The organism is Nocardia sp. 852002-51101_SCH5132738 (assembly GCF_001665695.1).
In the GTDB taxonomy this organism is placed as follows: domain Bacteria; phylum Actinomycetota; class Actinomycetes; order Mycobacteriales; family Mycobacteriaceae; genus Nocardia; species Nocardia nova.
This window is the reverse complement of record NZ_LZML01000155.1, coordinates 1-24351: the sequence shown is the minus strand read 5'-3', so window position 1 is coordinate 24351 and position 24351 is coordinate 1. Positions and strand designations below refer to the sequence as shown.

At 66.7% G+C, this 24351-nt stretch carries 25 protein-coding genes; 11 read left to right on the top strand and 14 right to left on the bottom strand.

What is annotated here, in order from left to right:
• Window positions 1-48: 48 nt before the first annotated feature.
• Window positions 49-966, bottom strand: coding sequence for a 3-oxoacyl-ACP reductase (locus tag A5789_RS23160; protein WP_030518641.1), 918 nt, complete (start codon window positions 964-966; stop codon window positions 49-51).
• Between the two features lie 44 nt (window positions 967-1010).
• On the bottom strand, window positions 1011-1199 hold the full coding sequence (locus A5789_RS23155) for a ferredoxin (RefSeq protein WP_030518642.1): 189 nt from the start codon (window positions 1197-1199) through the stop codon (window positions 1011-1013).
• A 209-nt stretch (window positions 1200-1408) separates the two neighbouring features.
• On the opposite strand from A5789_RS23155, the gene A5789_RS23150 reads away from it, so the two are divergent.
• A complete protein-coding gene (locus A5789_RS23150) occupies window positions 1409-2602 on the top strand; it encodes an acyl-CoA dehydrogenase family protein (protein WP_030518643.1) in 1194 nt (397 codons plus the stop codon).
• A gap of 49 nt (window positions 2603-2651) precedes the next feature.
• Window positions 2652-3749, top strand: a complete 1098-nt coding sequence (locus A5789_RS23145) for an acyl-CoA dehydrogenase family protein (RefSeq protein WP_064902286.1) — start codon at window positions 2652-2654, stop codon at window positions 3747-3749.
• On the opposite strand, the gene A5789_RS23140 is transcribed toward A5789_RS23145, so the two are convergent.
• The gene (locus tag A5789_RS23140; protein ID WP_227463205.1) at window positions 3746-4129 is read right to left on the bottom strand and encodes a hypothetical protein; all 384 of its coding nucleotides are present in this window, start codon (window positions 4127-4129) and stop codon (window positions 3746-3748) included. The two genes, A5789_RS23145 and A5789_RS23140, sit on opposite strands and share 4 nt — an antisense overlap.
• A complete protein-coding gene (locus A5789_RS38650; protein ID WP_324193143.1) occupies window positions 4029-4295 on the bottom strand; it encodes a zeta toxin family protein in 267 nt (88 codons plus the stop codon). The genes A5789_RS23140 and A5789_RS38650 overlap by 101 nt, the downstream gene beginning before the upstream one ends.
• Before the next feature lie 160 nt (window positions 4296-4455).
• On the opposite strand from A5789_RS38650, the gene A5789_RS23135 reads away from it, so the two are divergent.
• Window positions 4456-4875, top strand: coding sequence for a VOC family protein (locus A5789_RS23135; protein ID WP_063009983.1), 420 nt, complete (start codon window positions 4456-4458; stop codon window positions 4873-4875).
• A gap of 8 nt (window positions 4876-4883) precedes the next feature.
• Here the strand turns inward: A5789_RS23135 and A5789_RS23130 are convergent, their stop codons facing one another.
• Both A5789_RS23130 and A5789_RS23125 read right to left on the bottom strand, forming a co-directional pair.
• The gene (locus tag A5789_RS23130; RefSeq protein WP_064902329.1) at window positions 4884-5696 is read right to left on the bottom strand and encodes an alpha/beta fold hydrolase; all 813 of its coding nucleotides are present in this window, start codon (window positions 5694-5696) and stop codon (window positions 4884-4886) included.
• A gap of 32 nt (window positions 5697-5728) precedes the next feature.
• Window positions 5729-6520: an alpha/beta fold hydrolase gene (locus A5789_RS23125; RefSeq protein ID WP_197516696.1), complete on the bottom strand. Its 792-nt coding sequence runs from the start codon at window positions 6518-6520 to the stop codon at window positions 5729-5731.
• 111 nt (window positions 6521-6631) lie between these two features.
• On the opposite strand from A5789_RS23125, the gene A5789_RS23120 reads away from it, so the two are divergent.
• Entirely contained in the window at window positions 6632-7516 is an 885-nt protein-coding gene (locus A5789_RS23120; RefSeq protein ID WP_064902285.1) for a LysR family transcriptional regulator, read from the top strand.
• Window positions 7517-7765: 249 nt separating this feature from the next.
• Entirely contained in the window at window positions 7766-7909 is a 144-nt protein-coding gene (locus A5789_RS36830; protein WP_156511190.1) for a hypothetical protein, read from the top strand.
• A gap of 48 nt (window positions 7910-7957) precedes the next feature.
• On the opposite strand, the gene A5789_RS23115 is transcribed toward A5789_RS36830, so the two are convergent.
• The 5 genes from A5789_RS23115 to A5789_RS23095 all read right to left on the bottom strand — a co-directional run bounded on the left by A5789_RS23115 (window position 7958) and on the right by A5789_RS23095 (window position 15398).
• Window positions 7958-9385, bottom strand: a complete 1428-nt coding sequence (locus A5789_RS23115; RefSeq protein WP_064902284.1) for an MFS transporter — start codon at window positions 9383-9385, stop codon at window positions 7958-7960.
• A 223-nt stretch (window positions 9386-9608) separates the two neighbouring features.
• On the bottom strand, window positions 9609-10598 hold the full coding sequence (locus A5789_RS23110; RefSeq protein ID WP_064902283.1) for a sigma-70 family RNA polymerase sigma factor: 990 nt from the start codon (window positions 10596-10598) through the stop codon (window positions 9609-9611).
• Between the two features lie 245 nt (window positions 10599-10843).
• On the bottom strand, window positions 10844-12493 hold the full coding sequence (locus A5789_RS23105) for an acyl-CoA synthetase (protein ID WP_064902282.1): 1650 nt from the start codon (window positions 12491-12493) through the stop codon (window positions 10844-10846).
• Window positions 12494-12788: 295 nt separating this feature from the next.
• Entirely contained in the window at window positions 12789-14330 is a 1542-nt protein-coding gene (locus A5789_RS23100) for an acyl-CoA synthetase (protein WP_030518653.1), read from the bottom strand.
• A gap of 30 nt (window positions 14331-14360) precedes the next feature.
• Window positions 14361-15398, bottom strand: coding sequence for an LLM class F420-dependent oxidoreductase (locus A5789_RS23095; RefSeq protein WP_064902281.1), 1038 nt, complete (start codon window positions 15396-15398; stop codon window positions 14361-14363).
• Between the two features lie 118 nt (window positions 15399-15516).
• Here A5789_RS23095 and A5789_RS23090 point away from each other — a divergent pair, with 118 nt between their 5' ends.
• The 4 genes from A5789_RS23090 (at window position 15517) to A5789_RS23075 (ending at window position 19263) form a co-directional block, all read left to right on the top strand.
• The gene (locus A5789_RS23090) at window positions 15517-16527 is read left to right on the top strand and encodes a Zn-ribbon domain-containing OB-fold protein (protein ID WP_063009999.1); all 1011 of its coding nucleotides are present in this window, start codon (window positions 15517-15519) and stop codon (window positions 16525-16527) included.
• A 12-nt stretch (window positions 16528-16539) separates the two neighbouring features.
• A complete protein-coding gene (locus A5789_RS23085; RefSeq protein WP_063010001.1) occupies window positions 16540-17574 on the top strand; it encodes a thiolase domain-containing protein in 1035 nt (344 codons plus the stop codon).
• A complete protein-coding gene (locus tag A5789_RS23080; RefSeq protein WP_062962009.1) occupies window positions 17571-18737 on the top strand; it encodes a thiolase domain-containing protein in 1167 nt (388 codons plus the stop codon). The genes A5789_RS23085 and A5789_RS23080 overlap by 4 nt, the downstream gene beginning before the upstream one ends.
• Window positions 18738-18840: 103 nt before the next feature.
• Entirely contained in the window at window positions 18841-19263 is a 423-nt protein-coding gene (locus tag A5789_RS23075) for a nuclear transport factor 2 family protein (protein ID WP_030518658.1), read from the top strand.
• An 86-nt stretch (window positions 19264-19349) separates the two neighbouring features.
• On the opposite strand, the gene A5789_RS23070 is transcribed toward A5789_RS23075, so the two are convergent.
• A complete protein-coding gene (locus A5789_RS23070; protein ID WP_051757275.1) occupies window positions 19350-20534 on the bottom strand; it encodes a cytochrome P450 in 1185 nt (394 codons plus the stop codon).
• A gap of 213 nt (window positions 20535-20747) precedes the next feature.
• On the opposite strand from A5789_RS23070, the gene A5789_RS23065 reads away from it, so the two are divergent.
• Together A5789_RS23065 and A5789_RS23060 are read left to right on the top strand one after the other, a co-directional pair.
• Window positions 20748-21914: a steroid 3-ketoacyl-CoA thiolase gene (locus A5789_RS23065; protein ID WP_063010005.1), complete on the top strand. Its 1167-nt coding sequence runs from the start codon at window positions 20748-20750 to the stop codon at window positions 21912-21914.
• Between the two features lie 358 nt (window positions 21915-22272).
• Window positions 22273-22689, top strand: coding sequence for a helix-turn-helix domain-containing protein (locus tag A5789_RS23060; RefSeq protein WP_014348820.1), 417 nt, complete (start codon window positions 22273-22275; stop codon window positions 22687-22689).
• Window positions 22690-22883: 194 nt separating this feature from the next.
• Here A5789_RS23060 and A5789_RS23055 read toward each other — a convergent pair whose 3' ends face one another.
• Together A5789_RS23055 and A5789_RS23050 are read right to left on the bottom strand one after the other, a co-directional pair.
• Complete coding sequence (locus A5789_RS23055; protein WP_064922940.1) at window positions 22884-23909, bottom strand: hypothetical protein; 1026 nt, start codon at window positions 23907-23909, stop codon at window positions 22884-22886.
• 112 nt (window positions 23910-24021) lie between these two features.
• On the bottom strand, window positions 24022-24351 hold a 330-nt coding region (locus tag A5789_RS23050; RefSeq protein ID WP_156773026.1), incomplete at its 5' end, for an ImmA/IrrE family metallo-endopeptidase.

The window sequence follows — 24351 nt, the reverse complement described above, 5'->3', positions numbered from 1 at the left end:
CGAGACCGCCGATCAACCGGAGTTGGTCGGATGACCTGCACCTGATAATCAGCCGAGATCGTGCAGCGAACTCGCAGAAAACGTACGCCCGGCGGGGCGCTCGGCGAAGTAGGTTCCGAGTGTGTCGGCCAGCGCGTCCGCACTCCATTCCGCGCCGGCGGCATCGAAGCGAGCCTCGACTTCGGGCGCGGCCATCAGCGCGACCATCGGGCCGTATACGACGAACACCTGACCGTTGATCGCATCGGCGCCGGGAGAGGCCAGGTAGGCGACCAGACGGGCGACGTGATCCGGCGACAGCGGGTCCACATCCCCTTCGGGAGCGGCGGAGAAGACCGATTCCGTCATGGCGGTCCGGGCCCGCGGGCAGATGGCGTTGGCACGCACGCCGTATCGCGACAAACCGCGCGAGGCGGACAGCGTCAGCGCGGTGATTCCGGCTTTCGCGGCCGCGTAATTCGGCTGCCCTTCCGGACCCAGCAAACCGGCTTCCGACGATGTGTTGATCAGGCGCCCGTAAATTGGAGCACCGGATTCCTTCGATTTACCGCGCCAGTAGGCGGCGGCATTCCGCGACAACAGGAAATGGCCGCGCAGATGGACCGCGAGGACCGCGTCCCAGTCCTCGTCGGAGAGATTGAAAAGCATGCGGTCACGGACGATTCCCGCATTGTTCACGACGATGTCCACACCGCCGAAGGTCTCGTCCGCGGTGCGAATCAGGGCATCGGCGGTGGCGCGCTCGGCCACACTGCCACCCACGAATTCCGCTTTCGCGCCCAGCGCGCGGATATCGGCGAGGGTGGCGGCCACCGCATCGTTCTCGGCCAGATCGTTGACCACCACCGAGGCGCCGGCCCCGGCCAGCGCCAGCGCTTCGGCCCGCCCGAGGCCCGCGCCGGCTCCGGTCACGATCGCTACCTTGCCGGACAGATCCGTCCCCGACTGATTCGACGATTCACTCACGCCGTGACTCTAGAACGTGTTCCAGTTATCGGCAAGCATCCATTTCACTGCAACCGCAGGGCAGCCTTGGGGCATTGCGCGACGGCGGTCTCGACATCGGAGAGCCGGTCCTCGGGCACGTCGGCGGTGAGGATGTGCAGCTGATCCTCATCGTCGAGTTCGAAGACGTCGGGGGCGATTCCGACGCAAATACCGTTGGCCTCGCACTGGTCGAAATCCACACTGACCTTCATTGATAACTCCTTCACCACCAGGTAGTGCCGAGCCTACAAGCCCGGCCGGGCCGCTGCGGCCGAAGCGGCCGGATTCGGTTTCCATACTGGAACATGTTTCAGTAGATATGCAATGATCGACGTCAGGGCAGATCGGCCCCGGCGCTGATCGTCACAGGGGCGATGTCGTCACATCCGCCATCACCATCACCGAGTACGAGGTAACCGCCATGCGGATTGCTTATACCGAGCAACAGGAGCAGCTGCGCGCCGAGCTCCGCGAATATTTCGCCAAGCTGATCACGCCGGAGCGCCGCGAGGCCTTGTCGTCGCAGACCGGTGAGTACGGGCACGGCAACGTCTACCGCGAGGTCGTTCAGCAGATGGGCCACGACGGCTGGCTCACCCTCGGCTGGCCCAAGGAGTACGGCGGCCAGGATCGCTCGACGATGGATCAGCTGATCTTCACCGACGAGGCGGCCGTCGCGGGCGCGCCGGTGCCGTTCCTGACCATCAACTCGGTGGCGCCGACGATCATGCACTACGGCACCGAGGAGCAGAAGAAGTTCTTCCTGCCCAAGATCTCCGCGGGCGAATTGCACTTCTCCATCGGATATTCCGAGCCCGGCGCGGGCACCGACCTGGCGTCACTGCGCACCACCGCGGTCCGCGACGGTGACGACTGGGTGATCAACGGCCAGAAGATGTGGACCAGCCTCATCCAGTACGCCGACTACATCTGGCTGGCCGCCCGCACCGACCCGACCGCCAAGAAGCACAAGGGCATCAGCATGTTCATCGTGCCGACCTCGGCCGAGGGCTTCTCCTGGACGCCCGTGCACACGATGGCCGGGCCCGACACCAGCGCCACCTACTACCAGGACGTGCGGGTTCCGCATTCGGCGATGGTCGGCCCGGAGAACGGCGGCTGGGCGCTGGTCACCAACCAGCTCAACCACGAGCGGGTGGCGCTGACCTCGGCGGCGCCGCTGGCGCTGGCGGTCGCGCAGACCACCGAGTGGGCGCGCGACACCAAGGATTCCACCGGTGCGCGGGTGATCGACAACGAGTGGGTGCGGCTGAATCTGGCGCGCGTGCACGCCAAGGTCGAATTCCTGAAGCTGCTGAACTGGGAGATCGCCTCGGGCGCCGATGCCGGCGGAGATGCCGCGCCGCGGCCGTGGGATGCCTCCACCTGCAAGGTGCTCGGCACCGAATTGGCCACCGAGGCCTACCGACTGCTGATGGAGATCCTCGGCCCGCAGGCCTATCTGCGGCAGGACTCCCCCGGCGCGCAACTGCGCGGACGGCTCGAGCGGATGCATCGCGCCTGCCTGATCCTGACCTTCGGCGGCGGCACCAACGAAGTGCAGCGCGACATCATCGCGATGACCGCCCTGAAACAGCCCGCTGCCGCCCGCTGAGCCGCAGACCGGTCGGAACATCGGAAACGCCGAAGAACTAGGAACAACGATGGATTTCACACTTACCGAGGGGCAGCAGGATCTCGCGCGGTTGACCGGCGAGGTCTGCACTAAACTGGTCACCGCCGACCGGCTGCGGGAACTGGACAAGGCCGAGGTCCGCTTCGACGAACAGCTCTGGCGGTCACTGGCCGAGACCGGAGTGCTCGCGGCGGCGCTGCCGGAATCGGTGGGCGGCAGCGGCCTGGGCGCGCTGGAGCAGACCGCGATCCTTCGGGAGATCGGCAAATCCGCCGCCCCCGTCCCCTATCTGTGGTCGGTCGTGCTCGGCGCCGGCGCCCTGGCCCGCTGGGGCGACGAGGCGCAGCGCGAACTGGCGGCGAAAGCCGGTGCGGGCGAGACGATTCTGACCGCGGCGCTGTCGGAGGAACGCAACTGGGAGCCGGCGAAGCCCACCACGACCGCGACCGAGGACGGCGGCTGGAAGCTGGTCGGCGCCAAGACGGTTGTTCCCTTCGCCGCGCAGGCCGGGCGGATCCTGGTGCCCGCCACGGTCTCCGGCACGGCAGCGGTATTCCTGGTCGACCCGGCGGACGCGCGCATCACGCCGCAGCAGGTGGTCGACCGCAGCCCGCAGGCCGAGATCGAATTCGATTCCACCCCTGCCGAATTGATCGGCACCGTGGACGACGGCGCGAAAATCCTCGCGTGGCTGCTGAATCACGGCTGGCTCGGTCTGGCCGCGCAGCAGCTGGGCACCTTGGAGCGCGCGGTCGAACTCGTCGCCGAATACGGCCGCGAGCGTGAGCAGTTCAATCGTAAGATCGGCAGCTTCCAGGCCGTCGCGCAGCGGCTGGCCGACGGCTACATCGATCTGCAGGGGCTGCGGCTGGCGGTCACCCAGGCCGCGTGGCGGGTCGACGAGGGGCTGCCGGCGGACGCGGAGATTCACACCGCCAAGTTCTGGGCCGCCGAGGCCGGTCACCGCATCGCACACACCGCCGTGCACGTGCACGGTGGCGTCGGCATCGACCGCGACCACATCGTGCAGTGCTACTTCACCGCCGCCAAACACAACGAATTCGCGCTCGGCGGTGCCACCGACCACCTGCGTGCGCTGGGCACCCTCCTGGCCGAGGCCCACTAACGCAGGCGCTCGCCCGGGCCGATCCGCCGCTCCACCGGTTCGGCCCGGGCGAGAATCTCTTCGACGGTCTCCTCGACCGTGAGATCCGTTGTGTCCAACCACAATCCGACGCGTGGCGTTTCCGCGTGCAGGACGGTGTCGAGCTGTTCCACGGTGAAGACCCCGTAGGCCTTCTTGTCCCGTCCGGCCTCGCGCCGAGCCACCGCCGCCGGACGCGGAGTCAGCACGACCACGTACAGCGGGTCGGTGCGGATCTGCTCGATCATCCACGGCAGCAGTTCACCCAGGACGACGTCCTGGACCACCGCCGTGAATCCCGCGGCGGCGTATTCGTCGGCCGTCGCGGCCGCCAGGCGGTGGCGTAACCGCAACTGCCGCATGGCTTCTCCGCTCGGTTCGCCGGACATCTCGGCGCGGCCGCACGAAGCGGCGGAACACGTCACCGCGAACGTGGGCGGAACGGGGCAGTCGTTCGGCGAGGGCCTGCGCGACCGTCGACTTTCCGGCCGCCTGGATGCCGGTGATGAGATAGACGGCACTCGTCATGGCCGGACGGTATCGCGCAGGACATTCGACCGCGAGCGATTTTCCCGGTCGATGCGGTATCGGTGCAGCTCAGAGGGGGTACGCCGAGACGTCCGATGAGTTTGCCGCGCCCACCGCGTCTCTACAGACGACACGTACCGATGCCGCGAGAGGACCGAGCATGGCCAGCAAGATGATCTTCATCAATCTCCCCGTCGAGGATCTGGAGCGGTCCACATCGTTCTACGAGGCGCTGGGCTGGAAGGTGAATCCGGATTTCACCGACGAGAACGCCGCGTGCGTGGTGGTCGACGACAACATCTGCGTGATGCTGCTGGTCCGGCGGTACTTCGACACCTTCACCAACCGACCGATCGCCGACACCCGGGCGGCCACCGGTTCCATCTACGCGCTGTCGCTGGGCAGTCGGGCGGAGGTCGAGTCGCTGATCGCGGCCGCGGTGGGCGCCGGGGCCACGGAGGAGGTCAGCGAGGACAAGCGCGCCCAGGAGGAGGCGGTAGGCATGTTCAGCCGCGCCTTCGTCGACCCCGACGGTCACCACTGGGAGGGTTTCTGGATGGACCATCCCGGCAGCAACTGACCGGGCGTTCACGCCGTTTGCGCGTCCAGGAAATTGATGATCTTGGCGTGGAAGCCGGCCGGATCCTCGCCCGGAGCGCCGTGACCGGCGTCGATCTCGGCGTAGCGAGCATCGGGTATCGCGGCGAGCAGCCGCTGTTGCTGCGCCGCCGGAACCACCCGGTCGTGCGCACTGGCGAGGATCAGCGTCGGCGCGGTGATGCGGCCGAGCAGATCGGTGAGATCCACGGTGCGATCCACCTCGGTCTGGCGGGCGGCACCGCGCGCGATCACCTTCGCCAGCTGCTCGACCAGGGTCGCGTTCTCCTCCGCGCTCGTTCGCTCCCAGTAGCGCGGACCGAATGCCATCAGCGGCAGCATGTGCGCGAAGAGGCTGGTGCCGTAGGCGGCGTCGGCGCGCAGCACCTGGATCCAGTAACGGAATTCGGCATCCATCCGAGCATCGGTGCGAACCCAGCCCGCATGCATCAGCAGGGAACGAACCCGGTCGGGTGCGGTCGCGGCGACATGCGCGGCCACCACCGCGCCCAGGGAATGCCCGACCAAGTGGAACCGGTTCAGCCCGGCGTGATCGGCGACGGCGCGCACCTCGGCGGCCAGATCGGCGACGGTGAGTAGGCCGCCGTGGTCGACGGTGTCGCCCGAACCGGAATAGTCCAGTGCCACAACGGTATAGCGGTCGGCGAGATCGGCGGTCAGCGGCGCCCACTGGTCGCGTGCGGCCGCCGTGCCGTGGACCAGCACGACCGCGGGACCCGTTCCGGTCATGTGGTAGGCGACCTCGGCGGTACCCCCGGTGATTGCGGCCGTTGCGAATTTCATCGAATTTCCTTGTGTCGTGGGTGTTTCGGTCATCAGGCCGCGGCCTGCAGAGTGAAGTCGGCGATCGCCGCGCGCAGCGCGGCCGTGAATTCGGCCGCTCGTTCCTGTTGCGGCATATGGCCCGCGCCGTCGATCACGCCGACTCGCGCGCCCGGGGTGAGGGCCGCGCACGTCCGCGCCACCGCCACCGGAATTTCGGCGTCCAACTCGCCGTGCAGGTAGTAGATCGGCGTACGCAGGTGCGGCAGTCGCGGGCGGGGATCGTAGGTCGCGAAGAGGTGGAACAGTTCGTCGATGTACACACCCGAATCGAGGATCTGTCGTACGGTCCAGCCCACCAGCGCCGGCGAGGTTCCCGGGGCATACCAGTTCGGCACCCACCGCGCGACGAATTCGGCTCGGTGATCCCGCATTTCGCCGATGATCTCGGCCAGCGGCATGCCCTGCCCGGGCCAGTAGGCCGGACCGTCCACCGCGACGACACCGCCGAGCAGATCCGGATGAGCCAGCGCCAGTTCGGTCGCGAAGGTCGCGCCGACCGAGGATCCGACGACGATGGGGCGATGCAACCCGAGCCGCCGGATGAGCTCGACGAGGTCGGCGATCACACCGGTCAGGTTGTTGCCGGCGACGGGCCGGTCCGATCGCCCGCAGCCGCGCCAATCGACGGTGACCACCCGGAACTCGGTGACCAGCGCCGCCTGCTGAGCGCCCCAGACCCGGCCGCTGGTACCCCAGCCGTGCAGGAACAACAGCGGCTGCCCGGTTCCCTGATCCTCGTAGTACAGCTGGACGTCGTCGACGGCGAGATACGGCATGGTCATCACTCCCGGTGCGGTTTCCGATGTGCTGTGACCAGGAAATCGCGTTCGGCCGCGCCGAAAAACGGTTGAACCGCGCTGGCACTGTTCACCGAAACTGATTAATCTCGCGCCGTGGAGCTCCGCCAATTGCAGTACTTCCTGACCGTGGCCGAGGAACTGCACTTCGGACGCGCGGCCGTGCGGCTGCACATCGTGCAGTCGGCCGTGAGCCAGCAGATCACCCGCCTGGAGCGGGAATTGGGCGTCGCGCTGTTCGAGCGGACCACCCGCACCGTGCGCCTCACCGAGGGCGGGCGGCGACTGCTTCCGCACGCCGAACAGGTCCTCGCCGCGGTGGCGCAGGCCCGTGCCGCCATCGACGACCTGCGCATCGAACGCACCGGCACGATCCGGCTGGGCACCAGCACCGGCCTCGGCACCCGCCTGGAGAACATTCTCGTGGCCTTCGCTCGCCGTGCCCCGCACGCCCACCTCGAACTGGTCGGCGCGGACACCGAGGTTCGGGTGAAGGGGGTGCGCTCGGGGGAACTGGATGCGGCGATCGTGCGCGGTCCGCGGGACGAACCCGGCCTGGAACTGCTGCCGCTGTGGTCCGACCGCCTGGTGGCCGCGATCCCCGCTCGGCACGACCTCGCGGTATTGCGCGAGATCGATCTCGCGCGGCTCGCGCAGTTGCCGCTGCGGTTGGTCGGCCGCATCCGCAATCCCACCCTCTACGACCTGGTCGTCGATTCGTGCCGGGAGGCCGGTTTCGCACCGGCCTTCGGACCGGAGTTCACCACCGAACAGGACACGCTGGCCGCGATCGGCTTCGGCACGCCGAGTTGGACGGTGTACTACGCCGCCCAGGCGGTGAATTTGTCGTTCCCGGGCGTGGTCTGGCGTCCTCTGCGCAACCCGGAGCCGAGGATGCCGAGCTATCTCGCGGTGCGGCCCGATCCGCCACGTGCCGAATTACGGGCACTCATCGAGGCCTGCCACACCGTCACCGACTGATCACCTGATCGTTGCGTCCGTCTCATTCGAAGACGTTCCGCGCCGGCCCAATTCGTCTCACCACCGCGACATCCGCCGACGCGCCGGGCGCGGCTGCTTCGGCCTTGCCGAGCTATCCGCGCACCACGCGAGCCCGGGGTCACCGGCGAACATCGTGCAATACCGATACCACGTGATCGCGGTATTCTCCTGTGGCGCAACCACTTCCGCCTCTCGTATGCTTGAACTCCGAGCGGTGGGGGGTACCCGGTGAAACGTCTGCTGATGTTCGTCCTGGCGGCCGTCGCGGCACTCTCGAGCTACGACTACGCGCGCTCCCCCGGCCACATCGGCATGGCGGTGGCGGCCGGGGTCGTCATCACGATCTGGCTGACCGCCAAGGCGATCGACTGACAGCCGTGTGGCCCCCGACCTGGTCGAGGGCCACACGCGGTCGCGCTGTCACGCACCCGCCGGCACTCGCTCACGCCGAGCCGGCGACCGGAAGGTCGCCCAGCCGAGCGCCGCCGCCAGCACCGCGATTCCCGCCGCGGCGCCGAATGCGGCGGAGAACCCGTCGGTGAGGGCATCGGCGTCACCGATGCGGTCGGCTCCGGCGGCCGAGGCGATCGCGGTCACCACCGCCAGCCCCAGCGCCGATCCGATCTGATAGCCGGTGTTCACCAGACCGGACGCCAGGCCGCCCTGCTCCGGCCGCGCCGCGGAGATGGCGGTCTGCAGCGACGGGACGAAGGCCAGCGACATCCCGAACGCGGCCAGCAGCGATCCGGGCAGCACGTCGATCCAGAAGTTGCCGTCGGCCCGGATGAAGGTCAGCCAGACCAGACCGGCCCCCAGGACCAGCAGCCCGGTGACGATCACGGCGCGAGCGCCGAAGCGCGCGAACAACTTCGGCGACACCGCGATCATGCCGACCATGATCAGGGCGGTCATCGGCAGCAGAGCCGCACCCGACGGGAACGCCGAGTAGCCGAGAACCTGCTGCAGATACAGGTTCAGGAAGAACCACATCGGCACCCAAGCCGCGCCCAGCAGGACCTGAGCCATGTTGGCCGCACCGAGATTCGGCGCACGGAAGATCGACAGCGGCATCAGCGGTTCCCGGCGACGGGCCTGCAGCACCAGGAAGGCCGCCAACAAGATGGCCGCGAGCGCCAGGACACCCCACGTCGATCCGGAACCCCAGCCGACCTCTGGCGCACGGACGACTGCGAAGACGGCCGCACCCAGACCCAGCGTCGCGGTCAGGGCACCGAGCACGTCGACCGAACCGCCGGACGCGGCCGCTCCGCCGGGAACCAGGACCGCGGCCGCGACGACGGCCAGCGCGGCGATCGGGATGTTGATGTAGAAGACCCACGGCCACGACGCGTACTCGGTGATGAGCCCGCCGAGGAATACGCCGGCGGTACCGCCCGCCGGCGCGGCGGCGCCGTAGAAGGCGAATGCGGTGGTCAGCTCCTTGGGATTCGACCCGAACACCATCATCAGCAGTGTCAGCGCCGAGGGGGCGATCAATGCGGCGCCCGCTCCCTGCACACCCCGGCCGATCAGCTCGATTGCGGGCGATCCGGCGAGTCCGGCCGCCAGCGACCCGGCGCCGAGCACCACCCAGCCCATCTGGAAGACGCGGCGAGCACCCCAGATGTCGGACAGGCGTCCGCCGAGCAGCAGCAGCCCGCCGAAGACGATGACGTAGGCGTTGAAGACCCAGGACAGCCCCTCCTGCGAAAAGCCCAGGGACTCCTGCATTTTCGGCAGCGCCACCCCGATGATCGAGGTGTCCATGATGACCATGAACTGCGCCAGCGCGATCAGCGCCAATGCGAACCAGCGCCGCGACGGCGGCGCGGATACCCGAGTGGACATAGAAATCCTCACTCCTCGGTTGCGGGCGCATCCGCTGCGCCCGTGTAATTTCCGACTCGTTCTGTATACCCCCTAGGGGTATATGCCCGATATGAAACGCCGCTGTGATTCCCGTCATACCGCCCCTGGGTATGACGTCTCCGAGGCGGACATCTCCGCGACCGCGAAAGGAGAAGGGCCCGTCGGTCATTCGACCGGCGGGCCCTGCACGATCCCGAACGGATCAGTCGCGCAACTCCGGCGGCAATCCGAACAGCGGGAACAACCGGTCGGTGTCGAGGAAGAAGTTCAGTCCGCTGATCGCGGAACCGTCGAATTCCAGCACCGTTATCGACCAGGGCGAGAAGACCCCGGGTTCCCCGGTGGGTTTGTAGTGACCGAAGGCCGGAAGTCCGTTGGCGCCTTCCAGGGGAACGAGCCGCGAACCCCGGCAGGCCGAGGGTCCCGGCGAGAGCATGAACCGAGCGACGTTCTCCGGACCGGAGACCCACAGCTCGATGGGCGGCATCGACAGCGCCACATCCTCTTTCAGCAGCGAGGTGAGCGCGTCCATGTCGTAGGCCTCGAAGGCGCGCACGAAGCCGTCGACGAGTTTGCGCTGACTGTCGTCGGATTCGTCGTAGCCGCCCGACTCCGAGGGCTGCACCTTCGACATCGTCGCGCGGGCCCGCTGCAGCGCGCTGTTCACCGAGGCCGGCGACATCATCAACATCTCGGCCGTCTCGTTGGCCGAGAACCGCAGCACCTCACGCATGATGAGGATCGCCCGCTGGGTGGCCGGCAGATGCTGACAGGCTGCCACGAACGCCAGCCGCAGCGAATCCTTGGTGCTGGCGTGCTCGGCCGGGTCGGCGCCGAAGGCCAGTGCGTTCGGAATCGGCTCGACCCAGACGTAATCGGGCTGCGGCGGCGGCAGCGGGCTGTCCGGGCTCGACGGTCCGGACAGGTCCATCGGCCGGGCCCGGCGCTGGGGGCCGTCCAGCATGTCCAGGCAGATGTTCGTGGTGATCTTGTACAGCCACGACCGCAGGCTGGACCGCCCCTCGAACGAGTCGTAGGCCTTCCAGGCCCGAGTGAAAGTCTCCTGAACCGCGTCCTCTGCCTCGAACGAGGAACCCAACATCCGATAGGCGTAAGCACACAGCTCCCGCCGGTAACTCTCGAATTGCTGCAGCACGTCGTCGACCGTGCCGGCGGAAGCTTGTTCGCTCATGCGGATCACTGTGGCACAGGCCACCGACAGAAAACACCCCGGAAGTAGGGGCATCGACACGAACGCCGTGCTCAGCAGGCCGCGGCCATGCAATGGCACTCGACGGACCGGCGATGCACAGAACTCACCGCGTTTCGGCGACACGAAATCGCCGCGCCCGGCGTGCTATGCCGGGCGCGGCGATATCGATTGCCGGTTATTTACTTCGGCGAGCTATCTATTTCAGCGGGGCCATCGCTGCGTGGCTATTTCGACGCGGCCTGGGATTCCTCGTCGGCCGGACGCGACCCGGCGTGTTCGTTGGCCCAGCGGTAGTCGGGCTTACCGGCCGGCGAACGCTTGATCTCGTCCACGAACCACAGGCTGCGCGGCAGCTTGTAGGAGGAGATCTCCCTGGTCAGCACCGGACGCAATTCCTCGAGCGTCGGACGGTCGGCGCCGCGACACTGCACGACCGCGGCCACCCGCTGCCCCCAGCGCTCGTCCGGCACACCGATCACCAGCGCGTCGAAGATCTCAGGATGGCACTTGAGCGCGCCCTCGACCTCCTCCGGGTAGATCTTCTCGCCGCCGCTGTTGATGCTGACCGAACCGCGGCCCAGCATCGTGACGGTGCCGTCCTCCTCGACCCGGGCGAAGTCGCCGGGGATCGAGTAGCGAACGCCGTTGAACTCCTTGAACGTCGCGGCGGTCTTCACCGGGTCGTTGTAGTAGCCGAGCGGGATGTTGCCGGTCCGAGCCAGCACGCCCACCTGACCGGAGCCGGGCGCGACGGGGTTGCCCTCCTCGTCGATGACCGCGGTGGAGGCGTCGATCTTGACCCGGGGACCACCGGTATGGGTGGCACCCTTGGCCGCCACCGACAGCCCGCCGAAACCGGTCTCCGAGGAGCCGATGGAATCGGTGATGACCGTATTCGGCAGCAGCTCGATGAACTCGTCCTTCAGCGCCGGGGAGAACAGCGCCGCACTGCTGGCCATCGCCCACAGATTCGCATGCTGGTACGGCTCACCGGTTTCCGGATGGCCTTCCTTGAGCGCGTCCAGCATCGGCCGCGCCATGGCGTCACCGGTGATAAAGATGAGGTTCACGCCGTGGCGGTCGATCGCCTGCCACACGGTGTGGGCGCCGAACTCCGGCAACATGATCGTCTTGCCACCGTCGAACAGGCCGTGGAAGGTCGCCGACTGCGAACCGCCGTGGATCATCGGCGGGATCGGGTAGCGCACCATCTGGCCGCCGGCGGCGCCGGCCTTGGCCTGCTGCCACTCGTCCTCGATCGCTTCGCCGGTGATGAAGTTGATGCCACCGCCGAGCACCCGCCACCAGTCCTCGTGGCGCCACATGACGCCCTTGGGCATGCCGGTCGTGCCGCCGGTGTAGATCATGAAGATGTCGTCGTTGGAGCGGTCACCGAAGTCGCGCTCACCGTGCGAAGCCGCCAGCGCCGCTTCGTATTCCACCGAATCCGCGGGCAGCGACACCTCGGCTTCGGTACCGTCGTTCACGGTGATGACCGTCTTCAACTTCGGCGTGTTCGGTCGCACGGCCGACACCTTGTCGCTGTAGCGACGTTCGTGAATCAGCGCGACCATATCGGAATTGTCGAAAATGTATTGCAACTCGTTCTCGACGTACCGGAAGTTCACGTTGATCATTACTGCCCGCGCCTTGAAGATCGCGACCATGGCCTCCACGGCCTCGATCGTGTTGCGCGAGTAGATGCCGACCTTGTCACCCGGCTGCACACCCTGTTCTTGCAGGTAGTGCGCCAATCGGTTGGCCCGATCCTCCAGCTCGGCATAGGTCACCGAGCGGACGTCGTCGGCCAGCGCGACACGGTCCGGCACGAGGTCGATGGTGTGTTCGACAAGGTCCGCTATGTTGTAGCTCACAGGACCAAAATAGAACGTGTTCTTACGCCTGACAAGACTTGATTTACACAGTTTACTAATTCGGCCGAATCGGCAGTGGGTTTCGCCGAAACGCGTATTCTGCAACGCCGACGAGCCCGCCGGTCACAACCGGGCGGGCTCGAGGGCAGTGTCGCATCCGCCCAACGGGGAGGCCCTGCGTGGTGACGCTTCGCTGCCTCCTACGGGCCTCGACCCCGTTGGGCGCTCGCGACCGAGGACGCCCCACACAGGGCAGGACGGAAAGGGCGTCCGGACTCGATCGGCGAGACTGCCGCTACGCGGGCACGTAACGCTCGCGCAGCTTGCGCTTGTACAACTTGCCGTTCGGATCGCGCGGCAGTTCGGGCAGGTAGTCGATGCTCTTGGGCAGCTTGTACTTCGCCAGGCGAGCCGCGGCGAACTCCATCAGCTCCCGGGTCAGCTCGTCGTCGGCCGCGACTCCTTCGGCCGGCTGCACGACGGCCTTCACCTCCTGACCCCAATCCGGATGCGGGATACCGAAGACCGCGACATCGGCGACCTTGGGGTGGGTGATCAACTCACCCTCGATCTCGGCCGGATAGATGTTCACACCCCCGGACAGGATCAGATCCGAACGCCGGTCGTGCAGGAACAGATAGCCGTCGGCATCCATGTGCCCGATGTCGCCGACGGTGAACAGATCGCCCACCCGCGCATCCTCGGTCTTCGACTTGTCCTTGTGGTACTCGAAGTTGGAGCCGCCCATCTTCATGTACACCTGGCCGACCTCGCCGGGCGCGACCTCGTTGCCTTGCTCGTCGAGCACCTTCACCACCGCGTACGGCCAGGCCTTGCCGACCGAACCCGGCTTGCGCAACCACTCCTCGCCCGAGATCGACGTGCCGCCGCCCTCGGTGGCCGCGTAGTACTCGGTGACGACCGGGCCCCACCACTCCAGCATCCTGCGCTTGGTCTCCTGCGGGCACGGCGCGGCGCCGTGGATCATGCACCGCAGCGAGGAGACGTCGTAGCGCGCCCGCACCTCCTCCGGGAGCGCGAGCAGGCGGTGGAACTGAGTGGGGACCATATGGCTGTGCGTCACCCGATGGGTGTCGATCAGCCGCAGCATCTCCTCCGGATCCCACTTGTCCATCAGAACCACCTTGTGCCCCAGCTGAATCGAGATGGAGGCGAAGTTCAGCACGGCGGTGTGATAGAGCGGCGAACCGCAGATGTGCACGTGGTCGTCGAAGGGCTGGATGCCGAAGAGTCCGAAGAAGCCGGTCGCCTGCGGGCCCACCACATCCGGATCGGCGCCGGTCAGCGGGCGGCGAACGCCCTTGGGACGACCGGTGGTTCCCGAGGTGTAGAGCATCGGCGCACCGGTGGTCCGGACGTCGGGGCGTCCGGACTCCCCCGCGCCGAGCTCGGCCAGGGGCTGGAACCCGGCGATGTCGCCCACCGAATAGCGCGCGCTCGCAGGCACATTCGCCTCGTCGGCGGCGATCGTCGCGGCTTCGGCGAAACGCTCGTCGGCGATGAAGACCTTCGCCTCGCTGTCACCGAGGATGTAGGCGATCTCCGGACCGGTCAGATGCCAGTTCACCGCGACGATGTACAGCCCGGCCTGATAGGCCGCGAAGTACACGCCGAGCGCATCGGTGGTGTTGTGCACCATCGACACCAGCACATCGCCGGGCTGTAACCCCTTGGCCTGCAAGCCTCTTGCGATGCGGTCGGCCTGGTCGGACAACTCCCGGTAGCTGACCTCCCGCCCCGACGGATCGACGACCGCGATCCGATCGGGGTCGGTGGCAGCGATATTCCACAGTCCCAGCTTCTGCGCCGGCTCCATCGAAGTCACTCCTCGAATCTAGAACGTGTTCTACATCTGAACAAGGGGGGCGAGACGGTCCAGCTGCGCCACGTCGCGAACGGTCACCAGGAGCATTCCGACACCCGCCACCTCCCAGACCTTCAGCTGGGAGCGCACATGGTCCTCGTCGCCGATGATGGCGGTGTCGAGGATCAACTGGTCCGGGATCACGGCGGCGGCCTCGTCCTTACGGCCGGAGCGGAACAATCTGGTGATCTCGTCGACCTCGGCGCCGTAACCCATCCGCCGGTAGACCTGGGCGTGGAAGTTCAGCTCCTCGGCGCCCATGCCGCCGATGTAGAGCGCCATCACCGGCTTGATCCGATCGATTTCGGCGCGGGCGTCGTCGGTGATGATCACCTGGCAGCTCGCCGCGATCTCGAAGTCCTCCCGAGAACGCCGGGCACCGGGCCGGGCAAACCCCTCGTCGAGCCATTCGTCGTACATTCCGGCGAGTCGCGGGGTGTAGTAGATCGCCAGCCAGCCGTCGGCGATCTCGGCCGTGAGCGCCACGTTCTTGGGCCCCTCGGCGCCGAGCCAGATCGGCAGATCCGCACGTAGCGGGTGGGTTATCGGCTTGAGCGGTTTACCCAGGCCGGTCGAACCCGGCCCGTCGTAGGGCAGCCGGTACTGCGCGCCCTGACTCACCACCGGCGCCTCCCGGGCCAGCACCTGGCGGATGATCCCGACGTACTCGCGGGTGCGCTGCAACGGTTTGGCGAAGGGCTGGCCGTACCAGCCCTCCACCACCTGCGGGCCGGAGACGCCCAGCCCCAGGATGTGGCGGCCACCGCTGAGGTGATCGAGGGTCAGCGCGGCCATCGCGGTCGCGGTGGGGGTGCGAGCGGACAGCTGCACCACCGACGTCCCGAGCCGGACCCGATGCGTGGACGAACCCCACCAGGCCAGTGGCGTGAAGGCATCCGAACCCCAGGACTCGGCGGCGAACACCGCGTCGAATCCGGCCTCCTCGGCGGCCACCACCAACTCCCCGGCGTTGGGCGGCGGCCCCGCACCCCAATATCCGAGCTGCAATCCGAACCGCATCGTCGACTCCTTCCGCCCAGCCCGTTTCACCGAGCCCGTTGCCGGACACCTTTCCAGGTAGCCCTTGCCACCAGAATAAGAACCTGTTCTACTCGATATCGTGACCAATGGGAACACCATGACCGGCGTAATCGCGAAAGGCAGCGGTCCGGAAGCGGAACCCGCACCCGAGGTACTCAGCGCCGAACTACGAATGAAGTTCGACTACACCCGATCGGTCGGACCGACCATCGGCCGGTTCCTGACCGGGCTGCGCGAGGGCCGGATCGTCGGCGTCCGCGGCAGCGACGGCCGGGTGATCGTGCCGCCGGCGGAATTCGATCCGGTGACCGCGGAGCGGCTGACCGACTTCGTCGACGTCTCCGATGTCGGCACGGTGCAGAGCTGGAGCTGGGTCGCCGATCCGCTGCCCGGCCAGCCGTTCGACCGCCCCTTCGCCTGGGCGCTGGTGAAATTCGACGGCGCCGACACGGCGGTGCTGCACGCTCTCGACGTGTCGTCTCCCGACGAGGTGCACAGCGGATTGCGCGTGCGGGTGCGCTGGGCCGCCGAACGCACCGGCAGCATCCACGACATAGCCTGTGTCGAACCGGGCGAGACCTCCTCGGCCCCAGCCGGTTCCACCTCGTCGGATGCCGATGCTGCCGAGCCGGTCACCGGCATCGTCACTCCCATCGACCTGCGGTACAAGCACACTGCCTCGCCTACCGAGACGCGGTATCTGAAGGCGCTGGCCGAGGGACGCCTGATCGGCGGTCGCGCCGACGCCGAGAGCAAGGTGTACTTCCCGCCCCGCGGCGCCGACCCGATCGACGGCCGTCCGACCGACGAGATGGTCGACCTGCCCGACACCGGCACCATCACCACGTTCTGCATCGTGAACGTGCCGTTCATGGGACAGAAGATCAAGCCGCCGTACGTCACCGCGTACGTACTGCTCGACGGCGCCGATATTCCGGTGCTGCACCGGGTGCTGGGCTGTGATCCCAGCGAAGTCCGCATGGGTATGCGCGTGAAGGCGGTGTGGAAGCCGCGCGAGGAGTGGGGTTACACGCTGGAGAACGTGGACCACTTCGAGCCCAACGGCGAGCCGGACGCGGACTACGACAGCTACCGGCACCACCTCTAGGAGCGAAACACCTTGAGCGACAACGCTACAGATATCGCGGTGGTGGGCTTCGCCCACGCCCCGCATGTCCGTGAAACCTACGGCACCACCAACGGTGTCGAAATGCTGGTCCCGTGCTTCCGGCAGCTGTACGACAAGCTCGGCATCGGCGTGTCCGATATCGACTTCTGGTGCTCGGGTTCCTCCGATTACCTTGCCGGACGGGCCTTCTCGTTCATCTCCGCGATCGACTCGATCGGCGCCGTGCCGCCGATCAACGAATCGCACGTCGAAATGGACGCCGCCTGGGCGCTGTACGAGGCGTGGGTGAAGCTGCGCTCCGGACAGGCCGAGACCGCCCTGGTCTACGGCTTCGGCAAGCCTTCGGCCGGCACGCTGCGGCAGGTGCTGACGATGCAGATGGATCCCTACCTGGTCGCCCCGCTGTGGCCGGATGCGGTCTCGGTGGCCGGACTGCAGGCTCGGGCCGGACTCGACGCCGGGAACTGGACCGAACGCGATATGGCCGCGGTCTCGGCCGCCGACGACGCCGAGATCGAGAAGCGCCTCGCCGCACCCTATGTCGCGAATCCGCTGCGCGAGCACGACATCGCGCCGATCACCGACGGCGCCGCCGCGATCGTGCTGGCCCGCGGCGACAAGGCTCGCGAGCTGTGCGAGCGGCCGGCGTGGCTGACCGGCATGGCGCATCGCATCGACACCCCGATGATCGGCGCCCGCGATCTGACCACCTCCCCCTCCACCACGGCCGCGGCCAAGGCGGTGCTCGGCGGGGATGCGAGCGGATTCGATGTCGCCGAACTGCATGCGACCTACAGCCACGAACAGCTGATCCTGAAGCAGGCCATCGGGCTGAGCGAGTCTACCCGCATCAACCCCTCGGGTGGTGCGCTGGCGGGCAACCCGATGTTCGCCGCAGGTCTGGAACGAATCGGCTACGCGGCCAACGAAATCATGAACGGCACCGCCGAGCGAGCCCTCGCACACGCCACCAGTGGTCCGGCGTTGCAGCAGAACTTGGTGGCGATCCTGGAGGCAGGACGATGACGCAGCAAGCCGCCGTACTCGGCACGGGACAAACCCATCACGTGACGAAACGGACCGATGTCTCGATGGCCGGTATGTGCCGCGAGGCAATCGATCGCGCACTCGAAGATGCCGATCTGACGATGGCCGATATCGACGCGGTGATCGTCGGTAAGGCGCCGGATCTGTTCGAGGGCTCGATGATGCCCGAGCTGTTCATGGCGGATGCCTTGGGCGCCACCGGAAAACCGCTGCTGCGAGTGCACACGGCGGGTTCGGTCGGCGGTTCGACCGGCGTCGTGGCCGCCAACCACGTGCAGGCCGGTGTGTACCGCCGGGTGCTGGCGATCTGCTGGGAGAAACAGTCCGAATCCAATGCGATGTGGGCGCTGTCGAATCCGGTGCCGTTCACGATGCCGGTCGGCGCCGGTGCGGGCGGATACTTCGCGCCGCACGTGCGCGCGTACATCCGCCGGGCCAACGCTCCCCTGCACATCGGCGCGATGGTCGCGGTGAAGGATCGCCGCAACGGCGCGAAGAATCCGTTCGCCCACCTGCGCCAGCCCGATATCACCATGGAATCGGTACTCGCGTCCCAAATGCTTTGGGATCCGGTGCGTTTCGACGAGACGTGCCCGTCCTCCGACGGCGCGTGCGCGATCGTGATCGGCGACGAGGAGTCGGCGAAGGCTGCCGAGGCGTCGGGTAAGAAGGTCGCGTGGGTGCACGGCACGGCCATGCGCACCGAACCGCTGGCCTACTCCGGCCGCGACCAGGTCAATCCGCAGGCCGGACGCGACGCCGCGGCCGCACTGTGGAAGCAGGCCGGGATCACCAATCCGCTCGAGGAGATCGATGCGGCCGAGATCTACGTCCCGTTCTCCTGGTTCGAGCCGATGTGGCTGGAGAACCTGGGCTTCACCCCCGAGGGCGAGGGCTGGAAGCTGGTCGACGCGCGTGAGACCGAGATCGGCGGGAAGCTGCCGGTCAACCCCTCGGGCGGCGTGTTGAGTTCCAATCCGATCGGCGCGTCCGGCATGATCCGCTTCGCCGAGGCGGCCAAGCAGGTAATGGGCCGGGCCGGCGATTACCAAGTCGAGGGTGCCCGAAAAGCCTTCGGCCATGCCTATGGTGGCGGATCACAGTACTTCTCGATGTGGGTAGTGGGCTCGGAACCACGGTGACGCGCAATTCCGCCGGCATTTCCGGGTGACCGGATTGCCGGCGGAAAGCACATTTGCAATTCCATCAGCAAATTCGCCGATACCGCCGAGCCGGGAGTTCGACATGACCGCTACCACCACCACCGAACATCCGGCACGCCTCGCCGGACGGGCCTCACAGGCCGCGGTTCGCGCCCGGGACAAGGACGCGTGGCTGGCACTGTTCGCCACCGACGGCATCGTGGAGGACCCGATCGGCCCCTCGGTCTTCGACCCCGAGGGCGTGGGCCACCGCGGCCACGAGGCCATCGCGGCGTTCTGGGACAAGGCCATCGCCCCCACCGAATCCATCGACTTCCTCTTCGGGGACTCCTTCGCCTGCGGCAGCGAGGTGGCCTTCACCGGGCTGATCCGCACGCAGTTGGGCGGACACGTCATCGACGCCGAGGGCGTCTTCACCTACAAGGTCGACGACGCCGGGAAGATCGTGGCACTGCGCGCGTTCTGGGAGACCGATCGCGCGATGGGGACCATGCGCAAGCAGTGAGGCAGTGCGGCACGAAACGAGGGCCGCACGAAACAACAGGGCGGGCACCCATCGGGTGCCCGCCCTGTCCGTGTTCAGGGTGCGAATCAGGCCTTGGTCTTGTAGTCGACCTGGAATTCCTTGATGCCGTTGAGCCAGCCCGAGGTCAGACGCTTGGGGTCGCCGAGCTTGGTGATATCGGGCAGATGGTCGGCGATGGCATTGAAGATCAGGTCGATCTCCAGGCGGGCCAGGTTGGCGCCGATGCAGAAGTGCGCGCCGGTACCACCGAAGGACAGGTGCGGATTCGGATCGCGAGTGATGTCGAAGGTGTACGGATTCTCGAACACCTCCTCGTCGAAATTGGCCGAGCGGTACATCAGCAGGACACGCTGGCCCTTCTTGATCTGCACCCCGGACAGTTCGGTGTCGACCAGCGCGGTCCGCTGGAACGAGCTCACCGGCGTGGCCCAGCGGATGATCTCGTCGGCGGCGGTGGCCGGCCGCTCGCGCTTGTAGAGCTCCCACTGCTCCGGGTTCTCCAGGAACGCGATCATGCCGTGGGTGATGGCGTTGCGGGTGGTCTCGTTTCCGGCGACCGCCAGCAGGATGACGAAGAAGCCGAACTCCTCGGAGGTCAGCGCCTCACCGTCGATATCGGCGTTGACCAGAGCGGTGACGATGTCGTTGGCCGGTTCCGCCTTGCGGGCCTCCGCCATCTGCCAGGCGTAGCCGAGGATCTCCATCGACGAGGCGGCCGGGTCGGCATCGGTGTCCGGATCGTCGTAGCCGGTCATCTCGTTGGACCACTGGAAGACCTTCATCCGGTCTTCCTGCGGGACGCCGATCAGTTCGGCGATCGCCTGCAGCGGCAGCTCACAGGCCACCTGGGTGACGAAGTCGCCGGCGCCGCTGGCCGCGGCCGCGTCGACGATCGATTTGGCGCGGGCGGACAGCTCCGCGCGCAGACCGTTGATCGCGCGCGGGGTGAAGCCCTTGGAAATCAGCTTGCGCAGTTTGGTGTGTTCGGGCGCATCCTTGTTGATCAGGATGTGGCGCTGCAGCTCGATGGCCTCGCGCGGGATGTCGTCGTTGAAGCGGGGAATCGCGGTGTTCTCGTAGGTGGAGAAATCGTCGCGCCGCGAGACCTCCTTGACATCGGCGTGCTTGGACACAACCCAGAAGCCGTCGTCGTGGAACCCTCCGACCTCCGGAGACTGCGGGTTCCACCAGATCGGCGCGGCCCGGCGCAGCTCCGCGAACTCTTCGACGGGAATGCCGCGGGCCCACATATCGGGATCTGTGGCGTCGAACCCCTCGGGGAGGTTCGGAGCTACATGGGTGTCAACCACCAGTTGTCTCCTTCGACTAACTGAAACACGTTCTACCTTCATTGCAGCATAGGTGGTATCAGTAGTAAAGAAGCCATAGTCCGCCCTCAGTACATCCACAGAACTTGTTCCAGTTTCTGTGCTGATACGGATCCTGTTCGAAAGGTTGAAGTTATGGGCACCCCCGTCATCGTCGAGGCCGCGCGCACCCCGATCGGCAAACGCAACGGCTGGCTGGCCGGCCTGCACGCCGCCGAGGTGCTCGGCGCCGCGCAGCGCGGCGTCCTCGAGCGCGCACAGCTCGATCCGGCATTGGTCGAACAGGTCATCGGCGGCTGCGTCATGCAGGTCGGCGAGCAGGGCAACAACGTCACCCGCACCGCATGGCTGCACGCCGGACTCCCCTGGCAGGTGGGCGCGACCACGGTCGACTGCCAGTGCGGGTCCGCCCAGCAGGCCAACCACCTGATCGCCGGGCAGATCGCCCAGGGCGCGATCGACATCGGCGTCGCCTGCGGCGTCGAATCCATGAGCCACGTCCCGCTGGGCGCGAACGTGGGCGAGAACGCCGGGCCCCGCCGCCCGGCGAGCTGGGACATCGATATGCCCAACCAGTTCGAGGCGGCCGAGCGAATCGCCAAGCGGCGCGGCATCACCCGCGACGATATCGACGAATTCGGCGTGCGCTCACAGCGTTTGGCCGCGCAGGCCTGGGCGGAGGGGCGCTTCGACCGCGAGGTGCTGACCATCGCCGGCGCGCCGCAGGTCGACAAGGAGGGCACCCTCACCGGCGAGACGCTCGACGTCAACCGCGACCAGGGACTGCGCGAGACCACCCGGGAGAGCCTGGCGAAGCTGAAGCCGGTGCTGGAGGGCGGAATTCACACCGCCGGCACCTCGTCGCAGATCTCCGACGGTGCCGCCGCGGTGCTGCTCATGGACGAACAGGCCGCCGCGCGTGCGGGACTGAAGCCGCGGGCGCGCATCGTCACCCAGTGCCTCGTCGGCGCCGAGCCGGAGTTCCACCTGGACGGCCCGGTACAGGCGACGACGCGGCTGCTGGAGAAGTCGGGCATGAGCATCGCCGATATTGACCTCTTCGAAATCAACGAGGCCTTCGCCTCGGTCCCGCTGTCGTGGGCGTCGGTGCACAAGCCGGATATGGACCGGGTCAACGTCAACGGCGGCGCGATCGCGATCGGACATCCGGTCGGCAGCACCGGCTCGCGGTTGATCACCACCGCCCTGCACGAGCTGGAACGCTCCGACAAGTCGATCGCAATGGTCCTCATGTGCGCCGGTGGCGCACTTGCGACCGGAACAATCATCGAGCGGTTGTAATACCGAACAGATTTCATCCGTAGTTGAACGTTCATCCTCACAGGTCCGAGACGTGTCGTACGCCACACAAACTGCGATACAGACAAAAGGATGAGATGTCAGCTATCTTCCGGTTATCAATGGCCCGTTGAGCGAGACTCGTTCGACGGGCCAGAACCGGAGCGTACTGCCCCTCGACCAGTGAGGGTGCGGTGCCCCGCAAACGCGCCGACGCTGAACGGTTCCCGGACGGCCGACCTGGAAGCTTCAAGGAAATCCTGAATCAGGCGTAGGTTTTCAGTTACTCAGCCGCTAATATCAATGATACGTATCCGAGATAACGACTGTTAGTACAGCGAAGGGAATTGGGCGGCTCACAATGGCTGATTTCGCGGCGCGGCTGAACAAGCTGTTCGAAACCGTGCATCCCCCGGGGCGTAAGCCGCACACCAATGCCGAGGTGGCGGCAGCGCTCACCGCCTCCGGGCATCCGATCTCGAAACCGTATCTCTCGCAGTTGCGGTCGGGTCAGCGGACGAACCCCTCAGATGAAACGGTTGCCGCACTGGCAAAGTTCTTCAAGGTCAAACCGGACTACTTCTTCAACGACATCTACGCCGCCAAGATCGACCATGATCTGGAGTTGCTGTCCCAGCTGCAGGGCTATGGACTGCGTCGGCTGTCGAGCAGGGCGTTCGATCTCTCCGAAGAATCGCAGAACCTCCTGACCTCGATGGCCGAAAAGCTCCGGGCGAGTGAAGGTCTGCCCGAGGTTCCACCGGACGGCACGGAATAGCAAGTCGGACAAGGCAACACAGTGCGGCACTCGGAACCGCACTGTGTAGTCTTGTGACCTGAGACCGAAGCGGTGACGCTTCGGTCTTCGCTGTGCATTTCACGCTGCGCTGTGCGATTCACGCTGCGCTGCGCAATACGACCCTGCGCTGCGCGATAGGACCGCCCGCCCAATCGGTCCGGCCGCATCGATGGTCAATCCGCCTGTGCGACAGCTGATTTCCGGTCGACTGCGGTGCGCTCGAAGGCGCGGGCGATCGCCTGCACCCAGCCGCGCGGGCTCAATCCCTCCGGCGGTGCGATCCAGCGGGCGTCGACGATCTCGTCACCGAGCGGATTGCGGGCCCAACGGGCCACCCGTTCCGCGCGTTCGGTGACCGAACGCGCGGGCACCCCGGCCGCCGCCAGTTCCATACCGCCGCCGGTCTGCAGATATAGTGCGTCCATGATCTGAGCGACTTGGTCGGACGCCTTGAGTTCGGTGACCGACACCGTCTGCTCGTGCGCCACCACCTCGGGAAAACGTTTGATCATGGTCCGGTGCAGGGCTCGGATCTGTCGCAGCAGCAGCCGCGCCCGCATCCACCGCTCGATCACGATCCATACCGCGCCGCCCGCGATCAGCAGACTCGCGAGCTGCCAGCCCGGCCAGAACCACCCCGGCTCGCCGGGAGGAACCGGTTGTGCACCGACCGTCAGCCGCCGGATCGATAGTGCGGCAAGCACTCCCGTGGCCATGGTGCCCGCGGTGTAGAGCGCGATACCGCGCCCCAACGCCGTCCAGTCCAGATTGCGCAGACCCGTCACCGCGATGAAGACACATCCGAGCAGCGTCATGGCCCAGCCGAACAGGATCGACCAACCGATGGTGGCGGCGATGAGGAAGGCGCCGAAACCGTATACCGCCCAAGCGATTTGACGCAGATTTCGACGCGAGACCACCGGCCAGGCGGCAGCCGCCACCACCGAGGTGGCCACAGCGAACAGCATCCAGGTCGCCGCCACCAGCCGGTCGGCCAGAGCCTGACCGTTGATTCCTTGCGGCCGTGAGTGGTCCACCGCGACCGCGGTTTCCGGAACGCCGAGTGTGGCCGCGGCGCCCACCGCCGCGACCGCGATCACGATCGCCATCCGGGCCGTGGTCGGGGGCTTCACCAGGACGCGGCCGATACGGGCACTGGCCGCCATCCACACCAACAGGGCCGTCAACGAGAACATCATCACCAACCCTTCCCTTTCGTCGGATGACCGGCATGCACCGTCATCCGAGCCTTTTGCGGATGACCGAGCAGTCCTACATGTTTAAGCAAGCTGCCGCCTCCGGGCCACTCGGTCATCCGAGTGCCTCGTCGAATCGGAGCACCGAGACGCCGGAACCACGGTTGTCGAATACGCGTAGGCGGGTCGTCAACATGCCGGCGAAGGTCTCGGCCTCCCACTCGTACTGCTGGTTTCGACCGTCGTCGACGATCCGCTGATGCGCACGCTGGGACAACATGTAGGCGATCAGATCGTCGCCGGCCTCGAGCATGACCTCGGCGGTCGGTTCACCGGGATGGTCGAAGACCACATGTCCCAGTTCGTGTGCGAGGGTGTGGTCGCGACTGGGCAGGGCCGTGGCCAGCACGATCACATCCTTGTCCGGATAGCTGCGGCGCTGACC

Bases quoted from the DNA above. Each gene is read 5' to 3' on its own strand.
- A5789_RS23155 (WP_030518642.1), bottom strand. From the start codon at position 1,199: ATGAAGGTCAGTGTGGATTTCGACCAGTGCGAGGCCAACGGTATTTGC.
- A5789_RS23150 (WP_030518643.1), top strand. From the start codon at position 1,409: ATGCGGATTGCTTATACCGAGCAACAGGAGCAGCTGCGCGCCGAGCTC.
- A5789_RS23145 (WP_064902286.1), top strand. From the start codon at position 2,652: ATGGATTTCACACTTACCGAGGGGCAGCAGGATCTCGCGCGGTTGACC.
- A5789_RS23140 (WP_227463205.1), bottom strand. From the start codon at position 4,129: ATGCGGCAGTTGCGGTTACGCCACCGCCTGGCGGCCGCGACGGCCGAC.
- A5789_RS38650 (WP_324193143.1), bottom strand. From the start codon at position 4,295: ATGACGAGTGCCGTCTATCTCATCACCGGCATCCAGGCGGCCGGAAAG.
- A5789_RS23135 (WP_063009983.1), top strand. From the start codon at position 4,456: ATGGCCAGCAAGATGATCTTCATCAATCTCCCCGTCGAGGATCTGGAG.
- A5789_RS23130 (WP_064902329.1), bottom strand. From the start codon at position 5,696: ATGAAATTCGCAACGGCCGCAATCACCGGGGGTACCGCCGAGGTCGCC.
- A5789_RS23125 (WP_197516696.1), bottom strand. From the start codon at position 6,520: ATGACCATGCCGTATCTCGCCGTCGACGACGTCCAGCTGTACTACGAG.
- A5789_RS23115 (WP_064902284.1), bottom strand. From the start codon at position 9,385: ATGTCCACTCGGGTATCCGCGCCGCCGTCGCGGCGCTGGTTCGCATTG.
- A5789_RS23110 (WP_064902283.1), bottom strand. From the start codon at position 10,598: ATGAGCGAACAAGCTTCCGCCGGCACGGTCGACGACGTGCTGCAGCAA.
- A5789_RS23100 (WP_030518653.1), bottom strand. From the start codon at position 14,330: ATGGAGCCGGCGCAGAAGCTGGGACTGTGGAATATCGCTGCCACCGAC.
- A5789_RS23095 (WP_064902281.1), bottom strand. From the start codon at position 15,398: ATGCGGTTCGGATTGCAGCTCGGATATTGGGGTGCGGGGCCGCCGCCC.
- A5789_RS23090 (WP_063009999.1), top strand. From the start codon at position 15,517: ATGACCGGCGTAATCGCGAAAGGCAGCGGTCCGGAAGCGGAACCCGCA.
- A5789_RS23080 (WP_062962009.1), top strand. From the start codon at position 17,571: ATGACGCAGCAAGCCGCCGTACTCGGCACGGGACAAACCCATCACGTG.
- A5789_RS23075 (WP_030518658.1), top strand. From the start codon at position 18,841: ATGACCGCTACCACCACCACCGAACATCCGGCACGCCTCGCCGGACGG.
- A5789_RS23070 (WP_051757275.1), bottom strand. From the start codon at position 20,534: ATGTGGGCCCGCGGCATTCCCGTCGAAGAGTTCGCGGAGCTGCGCCGG.
- A5789_RS23065 (WP_063010005.1), top strand. From the start codon at position 20,748: ATGGGCACCCCCGTCATCGTCGAGGCCGCGCGCACCCCGATCGGCAAA.
- A5789_RS23060 (WP_014348820.1), top strand. From the start codon at position 22,273: ATGGCTGATTTCGCGGCGCGGCTGAACAAGCTGTTCGAAACCGTGCAT.
- A5789_RS23055 (WP_064922940.1), bottom strand. From the start codon at position 23,909: ATGATGTTCTCGTTGACGGCCCTGTTGGTGTGGATGGCGGCCAGTGCC.